At 71.3% G+C, this 19,305-nt stretch carries 13 protein-coding genes; 7 read left to right on the forward strand and 6 right to left on the reverse strand.

The window, feature by feature from the left end:
- Both ACFWPS_RS43160 and ACFWPS_RS43165 read right to left on the reverse strand, forming a co-directional pair.
- The coding region (locus ACFWPS_RS43160; RefSeq protein ID WP_383716637.1) for a tetratricopeptide repeat protein at window positions 1–3,230 on the reverse strand (3,230 nt) is incomplete at its 3' end.
- Between the two features lie 112 nt (window positions 3,231–3,342).
- Window positions 3,343–3,747 (reverse strand): hypothetical protein, encoded by a 405-nt coding sequence (locus tag ACFWPS_RS43165; protein ID WP_383716639.1) that lies wholly within the window; start codon window positions 3,745–3,747, stop codon window positions 3,343–3,345.
- A gap of 230 nt (window positions 3,748–3,977) precedes the next feature.
- On the opposite strand from ACFWPS_RS43165, the gene ACFWPS_RS43170 reads away from it, so the two are divergent.
- The 6 genes from ACFWPS_RS43170 to ACFWPS_RS43195 all read left to right on the forward strand — a co-directional run bounded on the left by ACFWPS_RS43170 (window position 3,978) and on the right by ACFWPS_RS43195 (window position 13,079).
- Window positions 3,978–4,646 (forward strand): ArsR/SmtB family transcription factor, encoded by a 669-nt coding sequence (locus ACFWPS_RS43170; RefSeq protein ID WP_383716640.1) that lies wholly within the window; start codon window positions 3,978–3,980, stop codon window positions 4,644–4,646.
- Window positions 4,627–6,663 carry a thioredoxin domain-containing protein gene (locus tag ACFWPS_RS43175; protein WP_383716643.1) on the forward strand — a complete coding sequence of 679 codons (2,037 nt, stop codon included), beginning with the start codon at window positions 4,627–4,629 and terminating at the stop codon, window positions 6,661–6,663. The genes ACFWPS_RS43170 and ACFWPS_RS43175 overlap by 20 nt, the downstream gene beginning before the upstream one ends.
- 384 nt (window positions 6,664–7,047) lie before the next feature.
- Window positions 7,048–8,343, forward strand: coding sequence for a glycosyltransferase family 2 protein (locus ACFWPS_RS43180; RefSeq protein ID WP_383716646.1), 1,296 nt, complete (start codon window positions 7,048–7,050; stop codon window positions 8,341–8,343).
- A gap of 4 nt (window positions 8,344–8,347) precedes the next feature.
- Window positions 8,348–10,300 (forward strand): right-handed parallel beta-helix repeat-containing protein, encoded by a 1,953-nt coding sequence (locus tag ACFWPS_RS43185; protein ID WP_383716648.1) that lies wholly within the window; start codon window positions 8,348–8,350, stop codon window positions 10,298–10,300.
- The gene (locus ACFWPS_RS43190) at window positions 10,297–11,595 is read left to right on the forward strand and encodes a right-handed parallel beta-helix repeat-containing protein (protein ID WP_383716651.1); all 1,299 of its coding nucleotides are present in this window, start codon (window positions 10,297–10,299) and stop codon (window positions 11,593–11,595) included. Before ACFWPS_RS43185 ends, ACFWPS_RS43190 begins: the two co-directional genes overlap by 4 nt.
- Window positions 11,596–11,735: 140 nt before the next feature.
- The gene (locus ACFWPS_RS43195) at window positions 11,736–13,079 is read left to right on the forward strand and encodes a UDP-glucose dehydrogenase family protein (RefSeq protein ID WP_383716654.1); all 1,344 of its coding nucleotides are present in this window, start codon (window positions 11,736–11,738) and stop codon (window positions 13,077–13,079) included.
- A gap of 44 nt (window positions 13,080–13,123) precedes the next feature.
- On the opposite strand, the gene ACFWPS_RS43200 is transcribed toward ACFWPS_RS43195, so the two are convergent.
- The 4 genes from ACFWPS_RS43200 to ACFWPS_RS43215 all read right to left on the reverse strand — a co-directional run bounded on the left by ACFWPS_RS43200 (window position 13,124) and on the right by ACFWPS_RS43215 (window position 16,952).
- The gene (locus ACFWPS_RS43200) at window positions 13,124–13,846 is read right to left on the reverse strand and encodes a Mut7-C RNAse domain-containing protein (protein ID WP_383716656.1); all 723 of its coding nucleotides are present in this window, start codon (window positions 13,844–13,846) and stop codon (window positions 13,124–13,126) included.
- A gap of 33 nt (window positions 13,847–13,879) precedes the next feature.
- On the reverse strand, window positions 13,880–14,521 hold the full coding sequence (locus ACFWPS_RS43205; RefSeq protein WP_383716659.1) for a TetR/AcrR family transcriptional regulator: 642 nt from the start codon (window positions 14,519–14,521) through the stop codon (window positions 13,880–13,882).
- Window positions 14,518–16,086 (reverse strand): MFS transporter, encoded by a 1,569-nt coding sequence (locus ACFWPS_RS43210; RefSeq protein ID WP_383716661.1) that lies wholly within the window; start codon window positions 16,084–16,086, stop codon window positions 14,518–14,520. Before ACFWPS_RS43210 ends, ACFWPS_RS43205 begins: the two co-directional genes overlap by 4 nt.
- A 149-nt stretch (window positions 16,087–16,235) precedes the next feature.
- A complete protein-coding gene (locus ACFWPS_RS43215; RefSeq protein ID WP_383716664.1) occupies window positions 16,236–16,952 on the reverse strand; it encodes a hemolysin III family protein in 717 nt (238 codons plus the stop codon).
- Between the two features lie 356 nt (window positions 16,953–17,308).
- Here ACFWPS_RS43215 and ACFWPS_RS43220 point away from each other — a divergent pair, with 356 nt between their 5' ends.
- On the forward strand, window positions 17,309–19,132 hold the full coding sequence (locus tag ACFWPS_RS43220; RefSeq protein ID WP_383716667.1) for a phosphoenolpyruvate carboxykinase (GTP): 1,824 nt from the start codon (window positions 17,309–17,311) through the stop codon (window positions 19,130–19,132).
- Window positions 19,133–19,305 lie beyond the last annotated feature (173 nt).

Below are 19,305 nucleotides of genomic sequence, written 5' to 3' on the forward strand. Positions count from 1 at the left end.
CCCGGCCCCCCGCCCGGGCCCGCCGGCCGCACCCCCGGGGCCGTCCCCCCCCCCCCCCCCCCGGGGGGGGGGGGGGGGCCCCCCCCCCCCCCCCCCCCCCACGCCTGCCACCCCGACTCCAGGTGCACCCCGCGCTCCAGGAGCAGACCGTGCGCCGTGACGTACTCGGTCAGCTTCTCGTCGCGCAGCGGATGGGCGGTGCGGGCCAGCTGGGCCAGGTCCTCCTGGGCGACGGCGGTGCCCACCTCGACACCGCCGGGCGCGGCATAGGGGAGCAGGGTGCACCGCAGGAAGCGGGCCCAGTCCTCGCCGCGCCGGTCGCCGTACGACGTGAACAGGGTGACCGCCTCGTCGCACAGGGCGAGGGCCTGCTGGGTGCGGGTGTTGCCGGCGTCGACGACGGCCAGCTCCAGGCAGGTCCAGGCCTCGCCGTGGACCACGCCGATGCGCTGGAAGTCGGCGCGGGCGTCGACCAGGAGCTGGCGGGCGAAGCCCGAGTTGCGCAGCGAGCCGGTCTGGGACGCCCGCTGGTCACGGGTGACCCGGGCCGAGTGGTGGCGGGCACAGGCCAGGCCGTAGACGTCCCGCATCCGGGAGAACATCGTGCGCGAGCGCTCCAGTTCGCGGACCGCCTGGTCCAGGGCGCCGGTCTCCTCCAGGGCCTGGCCCAGGTAGTACACCGTCCAGGCCTCGCCGCGGGCGTCCTCGTTCTCCCGGTGCCGGGCCGCCGCCCGGCGCAGTCCGTCGACCGCGGGGGACGCGTCACCGTCCACCAGCCGGGCCCGGGCCAGCTGGGTCAGCGCCCAGGCCTCGCCACGGGCGTCGCGGGTACGGCCGTACCGGTCCAGCGCGGCCCCGAGCTCCCGCTCCGCCCGCGATACGTCGCCCATGCGCAGCGCCAGCTGGCCGAGCTGGAAGTGCGCCCAGGCCTCGCCGTGCACCGAACCGCCCTCCCGGTGCAGCACGAGTGAACGGGTGAGCAGGTCGAGGGCCTCCGGCAACCGGGCGCGGTCGCGCTGCACCGCCGCCAGCGCATGCATCGTCCACGCCCGGTCGGTCGCCAGCTCGGGGGGAGCCTGCAGGTCCAGCGCCTCCTGGAGCTTGGCCGCCGCCTCGGTGAGATTGCCCTGATGGTGCAGGGTGATCCCGAGCGAACACAGCGCGCGGGCCGCACCGGCGTCGTGATGCGCCTCCAGGTACAGGTCGACCACGGAGGTCAGGGTGGTGCGGGCCTTGTCCAGCTCGCCCAGCTGACGGGCCGCGATACCGGTACGCCACTGCACCGAGCGCACAAGGAGGCCCTGGTCCACCGCCTGGGCCAGCTCGCTGATCTCACCGAGCCGGTAGAGGTCGCCGCGCAGCAGGCAGTAGTCGCACAGCGCGCCCAGCAGGTTCTGCACGGCCGCCTGGTCGACGCCCTCCGCGTGCCGCAGGGCCGCCGTGATGAAGCTCGACTCGTCGTCCAGCCAGCGCAGCGCCTCGTCGAGCGAGGTGAAGCCGTGCGGGCTGAACCGGTCCGAGCGGGTCGACATGTTCCCGTCGACCAGGCGCAGCACCGAGTCGGCGAGCTCCGCGTAGTTCACGATCAGCCGCTGCTGCGCCGCCGTGCGGTCGGCCGGGGTCTCCTCGTCCAGGAGCCGGGACTGGGCGAAGGAGCGGACCAGGTCGTGCAGGCGGTAGCGGCTGCCGCGGACATGGTCGATCAGACCGGCCTGGGCGAGCGTGACCAGGTGACGGGTCGCCGCCGCCTCGTCTGCGCCCAGCAGGGCGGCCGCGGCCGCCGCCCCCATCGAGGCCCGGCCCGCCAGCGCCAGCCTTCTCAGCAGCCGGCGCCCGGTCTCCGACTGGTCGGTGTACCGCAGCCACAGCACCCGCTCCACCGGCCCGACCGGACCGTACGCGCCCAGATCCGTGGCGAGTTGGAGCGGCGAACGCGAGCCCAGCGACGAACCCGCCACCCGCAGCGCCAGCGGCAGCCCGCCGCACAACTCCCGGATCCGGTCCGCGGACTGCGCGTCGTACGGCCCCGACGTGTCCTGGGCCGCCGCGTCCAGCAGCTCCTCCGCGCCGGCCGCGTCCAGCGCTGTGACCGGCAGCTGGTGCACCCAGGCGGGCAGGTCGGCGGGCAGGTCGAGCTGGTCCCGGGCGGTGACCAGGACCAGGCTGTCGGAACGCTCCGGCACCAGGGTGCGCACCTGCTCGGGGTCCGAGGCGTCGTCCAGCACGATCGTCACCGGAAGACCCGTGAGGTGCTGGTGGTACAGCTCGCTCAGCCGCTTGACCTGCTGGTCGGCGGAGGAACGCTCACGGAACAGCAGCTGCTCGCGCGGGGCGCCCAGCCGGTTGAGCAGATGCAGCAGGGCGTCCCGGGTGGACAGCGGCGGCTCCTCCTGGCTGGCTCCGCGCAGATCCACCACGACCGCACCCCGGAAGAGGTCCCTCAGCTCGTGCGTGGCCCGGACCGCGAGCGCGGTACGGCCGGAGCCGGGCTCCCCGTGCAGCACCACGACCGTCGGACGGGTCTCCGTGGCCGCCCGGGCCGCCTGCGCCCACTGCCGGATCCGCGCCAGCTCCTGCTGCCGGCCTGCGAACGGGCCGTCCGGAGTGGGCAGTTGCCCGAACGACTGCTGCAGCACCGTACGCCTGCGGGCCGCCGCGCTCTTGTCCGCGCCGCGCAGCCCGGGACCCTGCTTCTTCGGCCCGGTGGAGGCACTGCGCACCCGCTGCTGATCGAGGAACGGCCGGATGCCCCGCACCTCCAGCGCGGTCAGCCACTGCAGCCGCAGCTGCTCGGGACCGCCGGGCTGACCGGCCGCGCCCGCGTGGTGATGAGCGGCGGGCAGATGCGAACCTGCGACCTTGACGACCGTGGCGGCCGCGCCGATCACCCCTACGGTCACCCCCGCGCCGAGGGCCGTGGCCGCCCCGGTGCCCAGGGAGAGGTCGGCGACGGTGGCGGCGACCGCCGCGACGGCCGCGACCAGCAGGGGAGTTCCGGAGCCCTCCTTGGCGTAGCGGCGGCCGAAGCTCGGCCGGCCCGCCTCCGTCTCGTCGAGGGCCAGGGTGTACGCCGCGTACTCCTCGGCGGCCGTCCGCTCCATCTCCTCCAGCCCGCCGCGCGCACGGGACAGCAGCACCTGTCCGTCGACACGGCCGCCCGAACGGCGGACCTCCTCCTCCACGGCCCGCACCAGCAGCCGATCGGCTTCCGCCCGATGGGCGTCCCGCATGTCCCGTCCCCCTCCAGCGGCAACTCCTTTGCCTGCAAGTGTCCTTGCGAAGGGTCGCGATGGCGAGGGGGCGACGATCAGGCGATCGGTGAGGGTTCGGTGGTGGTCCCGGCTACCGGGCGGCCCGGGCGGGCTGGGGGACCATCCGGCCCCACCCCTTGGACAGGGCCAGGTACACGCAGGCCGCCGCCAGCCCCGCCTCCGCCACGGCGCTCGCCAGCGCCTCCAGCAGCTCCGTGCCCACCGCCGACGTCGTTATGTCGAACCACGCGTCCAGGACCGCGACCGATGCCGTCGCCGACGCCGTGAGGCGGGCCCGGGCATCACCCCGCAACCCCAGCACGGCCGTCGCCGCGCACCCCGCCGCCATCAGGACGTCCAGCCCGATCCAGGCCACCGACCAGTTGTGGACCTCGGTCTTGGTGGGCAGCGTCAGCGCCAGCACCACCATCCACGGCACGAGCAGCACGGAGGACGATCCGAGAAGGATCAGTGCCCACCGCTTCAGCCGCCTCATCCGCTTCGCCCTTCGGGTCTGCATCGCCGTTAAACGGTTCAACACCTGGTCCCCCTCGTCTTGTTCCGGATCCGTGGCTGTGGAACCTGTGAATCGCCCGGCTCCTGCGCCATGCCCCCACGCTAGACCGCAGAGAAAATTCTGCAAAGAAAACTCGGCGGACATCGGGGAAGGGTCAGGGAGGCTCAGGGATGTCTCAGGGTTCTCGGGGTCGGAGTTACCGTGGCCGCATGACCGACGGCACGCCCCGGACGGCCGGAGCACCCGAGCCCGCCGCACACGCCGAGATGCCCGCTGCGCACGCCGAGATGCCCGCCGCAGATGCCGAGATGACCAGCCTGGAGCGCACCGCCCTCTACAAGTCCCTCGGCAACCCCCTGCGCCGCCGGATCCTCGACTACCTCGGCCGGCACGGCGAGGCGAACTCCACCGTGCTCGCCAGGGAACTGGGGGAGAGCTCCGGCACCACCAGCTACCACCTGCGCAAACTCGCCGAGCAGAAGCTCATCGAGGAGATCCCCGAGAAGTCGGGCGGCCGGGAACGCTGGTGGCGGAGCCTGCCCTTCAGCCACACCACACCCGACCCGGCCACGATGACGACCGAGGAGTACGCGGCGGCCGAGCACCTCGCCCTCCTCAGGATCGAGGTCGACACCAGGCTCTTCCGCCGCGCCCACGAGGAGTACCGCGGCCCGCAGGGCTGGGCCCAGGTGCAGCGCACCGGCACCTGGATGACGAAGACCGACCTCCACGACTTCGTACGCGCCTACCACGACCTCCTCGACCGCTACGGCCACCCCGACGACGCCGTCCCCGAGGGGGCACGCCGGGTGAATCTGCGCTTCTACGCGGCCCCCGACCCCGTGGGAGAGTGGGAGGGTGAACCGACTGGCCCATGAGACGTCCCCGTACCTCCTCCAGCACGCCGACAACCCCGTCGACTGGTGGCCCTGGTCGGCCGAAGCCTTCGAGGCCGCGCGGACCGCGAACAAGCCCGTCCTGCTGAGCGTCGGGTACAGCTCCTGCCACTGGTGCCATGTCATGGCCCACGAGTCCTTCGAGGACGAGGCCACCGCCGGCTACCTCAACGAGCACTTCGTCAGCGTCAAAGTCGACCGTGAGGAGCGGCCGGACGTCGACGCCGTCTACATGGAGGCCGTGCAGGCCGCCACCGGGCAGGGCGGCTGGCCCATGACCGTCTTCCTCACCCCCGACGCCGAACCCTTCTACTTCGGCACGTACTTCCCGCCCGCGCCCCGCCACGGCATGCCCTCGTTCCGGCAGGTCCTTGAGGGGGTCCGGGCCGCGTGGACCGACCGGCGGGACGAGGTCGCCGAGGTCGCAGGGAAGATCGTCCGCGATCTGGCCCAGCGGGAGCTCGGCCACCAGGGCGGCCGCCCGCCCGGCGAGCAGGAGCTCGCCCAGGCGCTGCTCGGGCTCACCCGCGAGTACGACCCGCAGCGCGGCGGATTCGGCGGCGCCCCCAAGTTCCCGCCGTCCATGGTGATCGAGTTCCTGCTTCGGCACCACGCCCGGACCGGTTCCGAGGGCGCGCTGCAGATGGCCGTGGACACCTGTGAGCGGATGGCCCGCGGCGGCCTCTACGACCAGCTCGGCGGCGGCTTCGCCCGTTACTCCGTCGACCGCGACTGGGTCGTGCCGCACTTCGAGAAGATGCTCTACGACAACGCCCTGCTGTGCCGGGTGTACGCCCACCTGTGGCGGGCCACCGGGTCCGAGCTGGCCCGCCGGGTCGCCCTGGAGACCGCCGACTTCATGGTCCGCGAACTGCGCACCGCCGAGGGCGGGTTCGCCTCCGCGCTGGACGCCGACAGCGACGACGGGAGCGGGCGGCACGTCGAGGGCGCGTACTACGCGTGGACGCCCGCACAGCTCCGCGAGGTCCTCGGCGACGACGCGGACCTCGCCGCCCAGTACTTCGGCGTCACCGCGGAGGGCACCTTCGAGCACGGCCAGTCCGTGCTCCAACTTCCGCAGCAGGAGGGCGTGTTCGACGCCGAGCGGATCGAGTCCGTCAAACGGCGGCTGCTGGCCGCACGGGCCGGCCGCCCGGCCCCGGGCCGTGACGACAAGGTCGTCGCCGCCTGGAACGGCCTGGCCGTCGCCGCACTCGCCGAGACCGGCGCCTACTTCGACCGCCCCGACCTGGTCGAGGCCGCCGTCGGCGCCGCCGATCTCCTCGTCCGGCTCCATCTCGACGACCACGCGCGGCTCGCCCGCACCAGCCGGGACGGCCGGGTCGGCGCCAACGCGGGCGTCCTGGAGGACTACGGCGACGTCGCCGAGGGCTTCCTCGCGCTCGCGTCCGTGACCGGCGAGGGCGTCTGGCTGGAGTTCGCCGGGCTCCTCCTCGACCATGTCCTGGCCCGCTTCACCGACCAGGAGAACCCGGAGAGCGGCGCCCTCTACGACACCGCCGCCGACGCCGAGCAGCTGATCCGCCGGCCGCAGGACCCGACCGACAACGCCACGCCCTCCGGCTGGACCGCCGCCGCCGGCGCCCTGCTCGGCTATGCGGCCCACACCGGTGCCGAACCTCATCGCACCGCCGCGGAAAGGGCGTTGGGGATCGTCGGCACGCTCGGACCGCGTGTGCCGCGCTTCATCGGGTGGGGGCTCGCTGTCGCCGAGGCGCTGCTCGACGGTCCGCGCGAGGTCGCGGTCGTGGGGCCGGATGCGGAGGATGCCGGTGCGACCGTCCTGCACCGCACGGCACTGCTGGGGACCGCACCCGGTGCGGTGGTGGCGATGGGAACTCCGGAGAGCGACGAGTTCCCGTTGCTCGCGGGGCGGCCGCTCGTCGGTGGGGAGGCTGCCGCGTACGTGTGCCGCAACTTCACGTGTGACGCGCCGACCACCGACCCGGAACGGCTGCGGGCGGCACTGGGGGGCTGACGTTCTCCGAAGCCCGTGGGCGCGTTGTCGGCTGCGGGTGCGTGGGGGTTGCTCGCGCCCACGCGGCGGCAGCCGCACATTTCGACACAGCCCCGCGCCCCTTACGGGGCGCCAGAGCGCGCTTTCCGGCCGTTGGGCCGAAACATGCCATTTATCAGCCGAGTTCACGCTCTTCACATCCCCCTCATAAGATCCACCCATCGCCGTGACAGGTGTGACACACCGTCACGGTTGGGGCGGGGTGCGCGTGAAGACTCTGTGAGTGAAGTTTGAGCTTTGTGTGATCGCTGTTCACCCAAGGGCCCCTAGCATCGCTGGAGCAGTGCCCGGTTCTGCCTTATTTCGGACCGCGGCAGTCGTGTCATGTGGGGGGAGAGCGCAACTTTGTCCGAGTTCTTCGACCAGGTCTGGTCGTGGATCGTCGAGGCTGTGGGGGAAACTTCGTGGCGGGAGCTGATGCCGCTGGGGCTTGCCGGACTGTTCGTCTGGGCGCTCTGGCTGTACCGAGCGGTGCTCTCGCGGTTCGCCAAGCCGGTCGTCAACAACTTCCGTACCAGCGTGTCCGTGGTGGTCCCGGCCTACAGGGAAGACCCGGAGATCTTGCTGGAGTGCCTGGAGACCTGGCTCGCCCAGGATCCCGCCGAGATCATCATCGTCCCCGACGTCGAGGACCACGAGGTACTGCACCGGCTGTCGCTGGTGGAGGACCCCCGGGTCCGGGTGCTCGCCTTCGAGCACCGAGGGAAACGTTCCGCCCTGGGGGTCGGCATACGGGCCGCCACCAGCGAGCTCCTCGTCCTGGTGGACTCCGACACCCGCTGGGAGCCGGGGCTCCTCGAAGCCGTGCAGATGCCGTTCGCCGATCCGACCGTCGGCGGGGTGGGCACCCAGCAGAACGTCTACCAACGCACCACCAGCGTCTGGCGCCGTATCGCCGACTGGCTGGTCAACCTCCGTTACTACGACTACGTTCCGGCCATGGGCCGGGCCGGTGCCGTGGCCTGTCTGTCCGGCCGTACCGCCGCCTACCGCCGCGCGGCGGTCCTGCCCGTGCTGGAGAACCTGGAGAACGAGTTCTTCCTCGGCCGCCGCTGTGTGGCGGGCGACGACGGCAGGCTGACCTGGCTGGTCCTCGCCTCCGGCTACAAGACCGTGCACCAGTCCTCGGCGCGGGCGATCTCCATGTTCCCGTCGTCCTTCCGGGCCTTCGTGAAGCAGCGCGTCCGGTGGAGCCGCAACTCCTACCGGTGCTACCTCACCGCGCTGTACAAGGGCTGGCTGTGGCGGGTCCCGCTGGTCACCAAGATCACCGTGCTGCAGATCCTGCTGACCCCGGTGACCATGGGCATGGCCCTCGGCTATCTGCTGCTGAGCCGACTGGACTTCAGCGGCCGCGGCATCGTCCTCACCCTGATCTGGCTGCTGCTGGGCCGTGCCGTCCGCGGCTACTCACACCTGCGCAGGCACCCGCAGGAGATCTTCCTGCTGCCGCTGACGGCCCTCGTGGTCATCATGATCTCGCTGCCGATCAAGCTGTACGCCTTCGTCACCATGAACAAGCAGGGCTGGCTCACCCGCAGCAGCACCAGCATCGGAGGCGAGGGCCAGAGCGCGGCCACGCTCTCCGGGTCCGCCGGCGGCGGCCAGAGCCACTCCGCCCTCCAGCCCGAGGTGATCTGACGCCATGGACACCCCTCTCACGACGAGTCTCATGACCAGGAGAAGACCCGGCCCCGGCAGCCGGCTGCGCCGGGCCGGTGCCGGAACGGCGGCCCTGCTGGGCGCCTTCGCGGTGGCGGCGACGCTGCTGCTGGGCACCTCGGCCACGGCCCACGCCGACGGGGACGGCGACAAGAAGCAGAAACTGGCCGCCGAGGACGCGGAGACCCAGGCCGCGCTGGTCGCCGACGAGGACCACCGGCTCAACCAGGTACGGGCGTTCACGTCGGTGGCGCCCCTGCAGAGCACCAAGTGGACCGTGCCGTACCGGCTGGACACCGACAACGGGTACACCCTGGTACTCACCGAGCGCAGCAACGCCTACACCATCGCCGACCTGCTGAAACTCGCCCCGCAGACCTTCCTGCGGCGCAAGGACGGCTCGTATCTGCTGACCGAGAACATCTACCTCAACGTCGGCGCCAAGCTGAAGCTGTCCAACCCGGGCGGCCTCACCCTGCGGATGGCCAGCAACCGCACCGGCTTCGTCTCCATCGTCTCCTTCGGCGGCGAACTGTCCCTCCAGGGCACCTCCCAGGCGCCGCTGACCATCACCAGCTGGGACCCGCAGGCCAACAAGGCCGACAGCGACGTCCGGGACGGCCGCGCCTACATCCGCACCATCGGCGGCCAGTTCGAGATGACGCACGCCAAACTCGCGAACCTGGGGTTCTGGAGCGGGCGCACCGGCGGCCTCAGCCTCACCGGCACCGACCGGCCGAACACCGGCTCGCTGGAGGACACCGGCCAGGTGCACGGCAAGACCGCACGCGAGCGGGCCCGCGCGCAGGACGGCGAGGGCGACCAGAACACCACCAGCGGTGACGTCACGGCCATGCCCTCGGGCGAACTGACGACTCCCGACGCCCGGTTCTCCACCGGTGGCCTCTCCTACGTCTCCGGGTCGATCACGCACTCGACCATCACCGGCAACGCCTTCGGAGTCTTCATCTCCAGCGCGACCGGGATCGAGATCAGCGACACGACCGTGGAGAACAGCCTGGAGGACGGGGTGGTGATGCACCGGTTCGTCTCCAGCTCGCTCGTGCAGCGCACGGTCGCCAAGGACAACGGCGGCGACGGCTTCATCCTCTCCCGGGCCACCCAGCAGGTGCGGGTCAGCGGTTGCACCGCCGAGGGCAACGGCGGCAACGGCTACACGCTCAGCGGCAGGCCGCTCGCCGAGGGGCCCTCCGCCTCCGGGCAGGCCGTCGACAGCTACGGCTCCAACTCGGTCGCCAACAGCGTGGCCAAGGACAACGGCCGCTACGGCGTCGAGGTACTCGGCGGTTTCGACGTCGGCGTGCAGAACAACCGCATCGAGGGCGGTGACATGGGCATCGTGGCCCGCCTGGCCGCGGACAAGGTGTCCATCACCGGCAACCGCCTGACCGGCCAGAACCGGCAGGGCATCTCGGTACGCGACGGGGTCACCGACGCCACCGTCACCGGCAACATCATCGACGGGCCCCAGACCGGCGTGTACGTCCGAGACTCGGCCGCCGAGATACGCGGCAACACCGTCCAGGACGCCACCAACCACGGAGTCAGCCTGGTCGGCGGCGTGGACGGCACGACGGTCTCGTTCAACGTGATCGGCGGGGTCGGCCCCAGCGCGCTGGACTCCAGCCGCTCGCACGGCGGTGCCGACATCAAGGAGAACCAGACCTTCGCCTGGTACGACACCAGCTCCTTCTGGGTCAAGGTCAAGCACTACGCGAGCCCGATGACCCTGCTGTGGACGGGCATCCTGCTGCTCATCCTGTTCTCGGCCGCCATGGGCCGGCGCAGGCGGCGGGCGAGCGGGCGGGGCGCCGGCATCGTCCACCCGTACTCCGACAAGGCGCCGCTGCCGGCCCCGCCGCCGGACGAGATCGCCGTGGCGGGCCGCCGGCGGGAGCCGGTGATGAGCGAATGAGCGACGACATCCCGGCGGCGCCCGGTGGTGACGGCGCACCCGGTGACGGCGGGCCGGGTGACGGTGGCGGCTCTCCGGCGGGCGAGCCCGCCGTGGAGCGGCTGCGCCGGATCTGGCTCTCCGGCGGGCCGCCGCTGTGGGTGGCCTCGGCCGCGCTGGTGATCTCGGTGGTGGCGCTGATCGTGGCGGGGGTCTCCGCCGGTGACGACCGGCCCGTCGTGTACGGCGCCGGTCCCACCACCGGTCCCACCATCCCGGTCGCCGAACCCACGGACGACGGGGACGCCACCGGCGACCCCGGCGCCACGGCCTCCGACCCCGCACCGAGCGGCACGGCCGCCACCGACGGGCCGGCCACGCCCACCGCGACCGGCTCGGCCGCGGCCGTGGCCTCCGGACCGGTGAAGTGCCCGGCCGCCACCGTCACCGTCAGCGACGCCAAGTCCCTGAAGGACGCGTTGGACCAGGCGCAGCCCGGCGATGTCATCAAGATGCAGGACGGGGTCTACTCGGACCGCTTCACCGCCGCCGACCCCGGTACGGCGGACCGCCCGATCTTCCTGTGCGGCGGCCCGGGCGCGGTGATCGACGCCGGGGACGTCGACGGCGGCTACGCCTTCCACCTGGACGGCGCCAGCCACTGGCGGCTGATCGGCTTCACCGTGCGCAACGGCCAGAAGGGGGTCATGGCCGACAAGGTCCAGGGCACCGTCATCCAGGGCCTGACCGTCGAGAACATCGGCGACGAGGGCATCCACCTGCGCGACTTCAGCTCCGGCAACGTGGTCGAGGACAACACCGTCCGCGCCACGGGCAAGCGCAAGGAGACGTTCGGCGAGGGGATCTACGTCGGGTCCGCGGAGTCCAACTGGTGCACCGTCACCGACTGCAAACCCGACAAGAGCGACGACAACGTGATCCGCGGCAACCACGTCAGCGACACCACCGCGGAGTCCGTCGACATCAAGGAGGGCACCACAGGGGGCTCTCTCATCGGCAACACCTTCGACGGCGCCGGCCTCAGCGGAGGTCACAACGACTCCTGGGTCGACGTCAAGGGCAACGACTGGCTGATCAAGGGCAACGTCGGCCGCCACTCGCGTGAGGACGGCTTCCAGACCCACCAGATCCTCGACGGCTGGGGCACCGGAAACGTGTTCCAGGCCAACACCGCACAGGTGGACGGCCCCGGCTACGGCTTCCACTTCGCGCCCGTCGAGAACAACAAGGTCACCTGCGACAACAAGGTCAGCGACGCGGCGAAGGGCCTCGCCAACGTCGCCTGTTCCTCCTGACGGCGAGGGGCCCGGTCCGCACCCGGGCCCCACGCGGCCGCAGTTCCCTCTCCTTCACCGACTTCACCGACTTCACCCACTTCACCCACGCGCTTCTTCGGCATGCGCACTTTCCGCTAGGACATCCCCTCGGAGGCATCATGGACACTCTTCCCGACAGCACCGGCGCTCCCCGTCTCACCGTCATCGGCACCGGCTATCTGGGCGCCACGCACGCCGTGTGCATGGCGGAGCTCGGCTACGAGGTGCTCGGCGTCGACGTCGATCCCGCCAAGATCGAGCTGCTGAGAGCCGGGCAGGTACCGTTCTTCGAGCCAGGGCTGCCCGAACTCCTGGTCAAGGCCCAGGAGTCAGGCCGGCTGCACTTCACGACCAGCCTGGCGGAGGCCGCGGAGTTCGGCGACATCCACTTCATCTGCGTGGGCACCCCGCAGCAGCCCGGTTCCTACGCCGCGGATCTCCGCTACGTGGAGGGCGCGGTGACCGAGCTGGCCCGGCACCTGAACCGCCGGGCCCTGGTGGTCGGGAAGTCGACGGTGCCGGTGGGCACCGCGGCCCGCCTTGCGGAGCTGGTCCGGAGCACCGCCCCGGCCGGGGACGCCGTGGAGCTGGCCTGGAACCCGGAGTTCCTGCGGGAGGGCTTCGCCGTGGACGACACCCTCCACCCCGACCGGCTGGTGTTCGGCACCGAGTCCGCGTGGGCGGAGCAGCAGCTGCGCGCGGCGTTCGCGCCCGTCATCGCCCAGGGCACCCCGGTGGTGGTCGCCGACCTGCCGACCGCCGAACTGGTCAAGGTCGCCGCCAACTCCTTCCTGGCCACGAAGATCTCGTACATCAACGCCATGGCGGAGGTCTGCGAGGCCACCGGCGCCGACGTGCACCGGCTGGCGGAGGCGCTGGCCTACGACGACCGGATCGGCGGCCGGTTCCTGAAGCCGGGTCTCGGCTTCGGCGGCGGCTGCCTGCCCAAGGACATCAGGGCGTTCATCCACCGCGCCGAGGAACTGGACGTCGCCCAGGCGGTGGCCTTCCTGCGCGAGGTGGACGCGATCAACCAGCGCCGCCGGGCCCGCACCGTGGACCTGGTCCGAGAACTGGTCGGCGGCGATCTCGCCGGCACGAAGGTGGCCGCGCTCGGAGCGGCCTTCAAGCCCAACTCCGACGACATCCGGGACGCCCCGGCGCTGGACGTCGCCGCCACCCTGCACCGGGCCGGCGCGCAGGTGACGGTCTACGACCCGGTGGCGATGGACAACGCCCGCCGTGTCCACCCGGAGCTGGTGTACGGGACCGACGCGCTGCAGGCCGCCGCGGGCGCCGATGTCGTGGTCCTGCTCACCGAGTGGACGCAGTTCCGGGAGATCGACCCGGAGGCCATGGGCTCCGTGGTGAACCGGCGCCGGGTCGTGGACGGCCGGCACGCCCTCGACCCCGCCCAGTGGCGCGCGGCCGGCTGGGAGTACCGGGCACTGGGCCGCAACTGACCGCGGGCCGGGGCCGGTTCAGGCGAACTCCGCAGGCGGGCTCTTCAGGCGAACTCGGCGAGGGCGCGCGCCACGATGGCCTCCAGCTGCTCGTGGTGCGCGCCCTTCCAGTACGCCCGGCCGCACTCCTCGCACTGCGCGAAGACGTCGTACGACTTCTGCGTCCCGCCCTTCAGCTGGTCCGCCACCTCTTCCTTCGTCGCCTCCTTCAGCAGGCCGTTGCAGGCCGTGCAGCGGGTCCAGGGGCGCAGGTCGGGGGCGAACCGGTCGAGGACGTCGTGGAGCTGGTCGTCGGGCCTGGTGCTGTAGACGTAGGCGCCCGCCCATAGTTCGCGGCGGCGCAGCAGGCCCCGGTCGCGGCTGAGCAGCACGCGCTTCTCGGCCGCCGAGCGGGCCGCGAGGGCCGGGTCGCCGATGTCCGTCGACTCGTACGCCGTGTCCACGCCGAGGAGGCGGAGGCGGCGGGCGAGGGTGCCGAGGTGGACGTCGAGGAGGAAGCGGAGCGGAGCGCCGGGGACCCGCTGCGGGCGCCGTACCGGGCGTACGGCCACCGACTCGCCGTGCGCCGGGATGTGGGCCGGCGGGACCTCCCGGCCGTCCACCACCAGGGCGCCGACCTCGGTGAGCGGGACGCCGAGGGATTCGATGACGTGGCCGAGGGTCGAGACGCCGTCGACGCTGAGGGGGTGGACGCCGGTGCGGCGGGCGTGCGGGACGAACAAGGCCAGCCCGGGGGCGACTTCGACCTGGATCTCGGGAGCGTTCACCTGGTCAGGATCGCATGGCCGACGGCCGTGACCTCAGTGGTTTTCCGGGGGCAGGCCGTGCTCGATGACGTTCAGCGCACGGTCGATGAGGGCGTCGTAGTCGGGCTCGTGCTCCTGCTCCGCCCAGTACATCGAGGTCTCCAGCAGGCCGCCGACGATGGACATCGCGTAGACCCGTACCTCCAGGCTGTCCGGGTCGAGGCCGGTGCGCTCGCCGATGGCCTGGCGGAGCATGCGGCCGGTGCTCGACATGCTCTCCATCATCCGCGAGCGCACCGCCGGCACCTCGACCATCAGCCGGGTGCGCAGCCGGGAGACCACGGGGTCCTCCTTCATGCCCATCCTGATCGCCCGGTGCATCACATGGCGGAGGGAGACCGGCCACGCCTCGTCGGCGGGGCGCGCCCGGAGCTCCTCCATGATGAGCGGGTCGTACTCGTCCGTGAGGACGATGTCCTCCTTGGTCGGGAAGTACCGGTAGACCGTCGACGGCGACACCTCGGCCCGCTCGGCGATCTGCTCGATCGTCGTCGCGTCGTACCCCTGCTCCGCGACCAGCGCGTACATCGCGGTGCGGATCGCCTCGCGGGTCTTGATCTTCTTCCGTTCGCGCAGGCCGAGCCGGGGGTTGTCGGCGGGGGAGAAGGAGGTGCGCGGTGCCGTCATGCCGGTCATTGTCCGGCATCGGCGGTGGCGGGGGCCACGGCCGGGGACTCGTTCCCCTCGGTACGGTGCTCGGTCGGGGTGTTGGGCAGGAGCGCGGCGGCCAGCAGGGCGGTGGCGAGCGCGGCGATGCCGCACACCGTCAGGACCAGGCCCATGCCGTGGACGTACGAGGCGTTCGCGGAGGCGACGAGGTGGGTGGAGCCCGTCTTCGCTGCGACCAGGTGGGCGGCGACCACCGACTCGCCGGCGGTGTGGCCGAGCGGGGCGGGCAGGCCGGTCACGTCCAGGCGGTCGCGGAAGGTGCCGGCCAGCAGGCTGCCGAGCAGGGCGATGCCGATCGCGCCGCCGACCTGGCGCGTGGTCATCAGCAGCCCGGAGCCGCTGCCGGCCCGGTCCGCGGGCAGGGCGCCGAGGGCGCCGTCCATGGAGGGGACCACCGAGAAGCCGAAGCCGAGGCCCGCGACGGACAGCCACAGCGCGGTGAAGCCGTAGCCGTCGCTCACCGAGGTGCGGCTGCCGAGCAGGGCGGCGAAGGCGAGGACCACCAGGCCGGCGGCGACCACGGCGCGGGCGCCGAAGCGGGCGACGACCGGCTGGGCGGCGCGCGCGGCGACGAGCAGGCCGCCCATCATGGGCAGCAGCCGCAGGCCGGTGCCGAAGGCGTCGTTGCCGAGGACCGCCTGGAGGTAGGGCGGCAGCACGAACATCAGGCCCGACAGCACGAACATCACCAGGGTCGCCGCGAGGGTGTTCAGCAGGAAGCCGCGGTGGGTGAGGAGCTCCATGTCGAGCATGGGGCGGTACGCCCGGCGTTCGCGCAGCACCAGGGCCGTGCCGAGGACGACGGCGACCGCGAACAGGGCAAGGACCAGCGGGTCGCCCCAGCCGCGGCCGGGGGCCTCGATGATCGCGTAGACCAGGGCGCCGAGGCCGATCGCGGTGAGCGCGGTGGAGAGGACGTCGACCCTGGGCGAGGCGGGGTCGCTGGTCTCGGGGAGCAGGAAGACGCAGGCGGCGACGCCGATGGCGGCCATCGGCACGTTGATCAGGAAGACCGAGCCCCACCAGAAGTGGTTGAGCAGGAAGCCGCCGATGATCGGGCCGAGCGGCAGGCCGAGCGCCGAGGCGGCCGAGACGATGCCGACGGCCCGGGTGCGCTCGCCCGGTCCGAACAGCGAGGGCAGCACGGACATCGCGAGCGGCATCACCAGCGCCGCGCCGACGCCCATGGCCGCGCGGGCGGCGATCACCCAGTTCACGTCGCCGGCCAGCGAGCCCAGGACGGACCCGGCCAGGAAGATCAGCAGGCCGACGACGAGCATCCGGCGGCGGCCGAAGCGGTCGCCGAGGAGCCCGGCGGGGAGCATCAGCGACGCGAAGACGATGACGTACGCGTCCGCCATCCACTGCTGCTGGCTGGTGGTGGCGCCGAGCTCCTCGGCCATCGTCGGGAGCGCCACGTTGAGGATCGTCGTGTCGAAGCCGAGCACCAGCATGCTCGCGACCAGGGCACCGAGGGCCCACCAGCGTCGGGGGTTCTGATGTGTCTCTTCAAGGTGAGTGACAGTAGCCATGAAATGAGAGTAACTCTCAAAATCTAGTTGCTGTCAATGGCGAGTCGATGTCGTAATATGGGGACGGGCCTGGGGGGCCATGGAGGAGGGCATGAAAAAAGTGGCCACGGCTCGGAAGCCGTGGCCACTCGGACGAGCGGTGCCGGGAGCTATGCGTGCTGGTACGCCACCAGGGAGATGCCGACGTAGTGGACGACGAAGGCGGCCAGTGTGAGGGAGTGGAACACCTCGTGGAACCCGAAGTAGCGCGGTGACGGGTTCGGGCGCTTGATGCCGTAGATCACGCCGCCCGCGCTGTAGAGGAGACCGCCCACGATCACCAGGACCAGGACCGCGATACCGCCGGTACGCATGAAGTCGGGCAGGAAGAAGACCGCCGCCCAGCCCATTGCTATGTAGCAGGGCGTGTACAGCCAGCGCGGTGCGCCGACCCAGAAGACCCGGAAGACGATGCCCGCGGCCGCCGCGCCCCAGATGCCCCACAGCAGCCACTGCCCCTTGGCTCCGGGCAGCAGCAGCATGGTCAGGGGTGTGTAGGTGCCCGCGATGATCAGGAAGATGTTGGCGTGGTCGAGCCTGCGCAGGATGCCGTCCATGCGCGGGGTCCAGTTGCCCCGGTGGTAGAGCGCGCTCACGCCGAACAGCAGACATGCCGTCAGGGCGAAGATCCCGCAGGCGATACGGCCGCGCGGTGAGTCGGCGAGGGCGGTGAGGACGAGGCCCGCGACGAGTACGGCCGGGAACATGCCCAGGTGCAGCCAGCCGCGCAGCTTGGGCTTGACCTGTTGCGACAGGGAAGAGAGCGCGGCGGGGCCGCGGCCGGCGGCCGGCGAGTCCGTGGGCGCGTCGGGGACGGGCGCAGTCATGAAGGGCATCGTACCTACGGAACCGTAAGTTACGGATCAGTCCCGCTCGATGACCGCCGGAGAGTGGCCATCGTCTCACGGAGCCCCGGTTGCGCTCACGCCGGTCTGCAAAAAGACCTTGAGGCGAACTCAATGTGGACGCAAAGAAACGCAGGTGGGCGCAGAAACCGTGGCCTTCCTCACGTCGCTCATCTGTGACTCCCTCTGGACAGATGGGTGATCGGGTCGGAGGATCAAATGAGTGCGGTCGGCACCGGATGAGCGGCTACGAAGCATCCGGGTCGCAGCCCCCACGGGGCAACAAGGCCTGAAAACACGGCCACAAGATCAAAAAAATCCCTCATTTAGGAGCAACCGTGGCGCGCGACATCGCGGCTCCCACCGTCATCCCCACCCACCATCAGGAACTGATCTCGTGGGTCAACGAGATCGCCGAACTGACGCAACCGGACAGCGTGGTCTGGTGTGACGGATCCGAGGCCGAGTACGAGCGACTGTGCGAAGAGCTCGTGGCGAAGGGCACCTTCAAGAAGCTCGACCCGATCAAGCGCCCCCACTCCTACTACGCGGCCTCCGACCCGACCGACGTCGCCCGGGTCGAGGACCGTACGTTCATCTGCTCCGAGCAGGAGCAGGACGCGGGCCCGACCAACCACTGGAAGGCCCCCGCCGAGATGCGGGAGATCTTTTCGGGTGAGAAGGGCCTGTTCCGCGGCTCGATGAAGGGCCGGACGATGTACGTCGTCCCGTTCTGCATGGGCCCCCTCGGCTCGCCGCTGTCCGCTCTCGGCGTGGAGATCACGGACTCGGCGTACGTCGCCGTCTCGATGCGCACGATGACGCGCATGGGCCGGCCCGTCCTCGACGAACTCGGCTCCGACGGCTTCTTCGTGAAGGCCGTCCACACCCTCGGCGCCCCCCTGGCCGAGGGCGAGGCAGACGTCCCCTGGCCGTGCAACCAGACCAAGTACATCTCGCACTTCCCCGAGTCGCGCGAGATCTGGTCCTACGGCTCCGGCTACGGCGGCAACGCCCTGCTCGGCAAGAAGTGCTACGCCCTGCGCATCGCGTCCGTCATGGCCCGCGACGAGGGCTGGCTCGCCGAGCACATGCTGATCCTCAAGCTCACGCCTCCGCAGGGCGAGTCCAAGTACGTCGCCGCGGCCTTCCCGAGCGCCTGCGGCAAGACCAACCTCGCCATGCTGGAGCCCACCGTCTCCGGGTGGACCGTGGAGACGATCGGCGACGACATCGCCTGGATGCGGTTCGGCGAGGACGGCCGTCTCTACGCCATCAACCCCGAGGCCGGCTTCTTCGGCGTCGCGCCCGGCACCGGTGAGCACACCAACGCCAACGCGATGAAGACGCTGTGGGGCAACGCCGTCTTCACCAACGTGGCGCTGACGGACGACGACGACATCTGGTGGGAGGGCATGACGGAGGAGACTCCGGCCCACCTGACGGACTGGAAGGGCAACGACTGGACGCCGGCGTCCGACGCCCCGGCCGCCCACCCCAACGCCCGCTTCACCGTGCCCGCCGCCCAGTGCCCGATCATCGCGCCGGAGTGGGAGGACCCCAGGGGCGTGCCCATCTCGGCGATCCTCTTCGGCGGCCGCCGCGCCACCGCCGTACCGCTGGTCACCGAGTCCTTCGACTGGAACCACGGTGTCTTCCTGGGTGCCAACGTGGCCTCCGAGAAGACCGCCGCCGCCGAGGGCAAGGTCGGCGAGCTGCGCCGCGACCCGTTCGCGATGCTGCCGTTCTGCGGCTACAACATGGGCGACTACATGGCCCACTGGATCGACGTGGCCAAGGACAAGGACCAGTCCAAGCTGCCGAAGATCTACTACGTCAACTGGTTCCGCAAGAACGACGAGGGCAAGTTCGTCTGGCCGGGCTTCGGCGAGAACTCCCGGGTCCTGAAGTGGATCGTGGAGCGGCTGGACGGCAAGGCCGAGGGCGTCGAGACGCCGATCGGTGTGCTGCCGACCCGGGACGCCCTCGACACCGAGGGGCTCGACCTCGCCGACAGCGACCTCGACTTCCTGCTGACCGTCGACAAGGAGATCTGGCGGGAGGAGGCGTCGCTCGTCCCCGACCACCTGAACACCTTCGGCGACCACACGCCGAAGGAGCTGTGGGCCGAGTACCGGGCGCTGGTGGAGCGGCTGGGCTGAGTCCCCTTCGGAAATCGGAAAGACTCCGCGGCCGGTACTGGGGGTACCTCCCACGCCCTTAAGGCAGTGGGGGAGTGTGCCCTGACCGGCGATCGTCACGACCGGCCGCGGTGTGAACCGGCGAGGCCGCGCACAACGGCGTGTGCGGCCGACAGGCCTGCCGTCAGCTGCGT

The sequence above is a fragment of the Streptomyces sp. NPDC058457 genome (assembly GCF_042720695.1).
Lineage (GTDB): Bacteria > Actinomycetota > Actinomycetes > Streptomycetales > Streptomycetaceae > Streptomyces.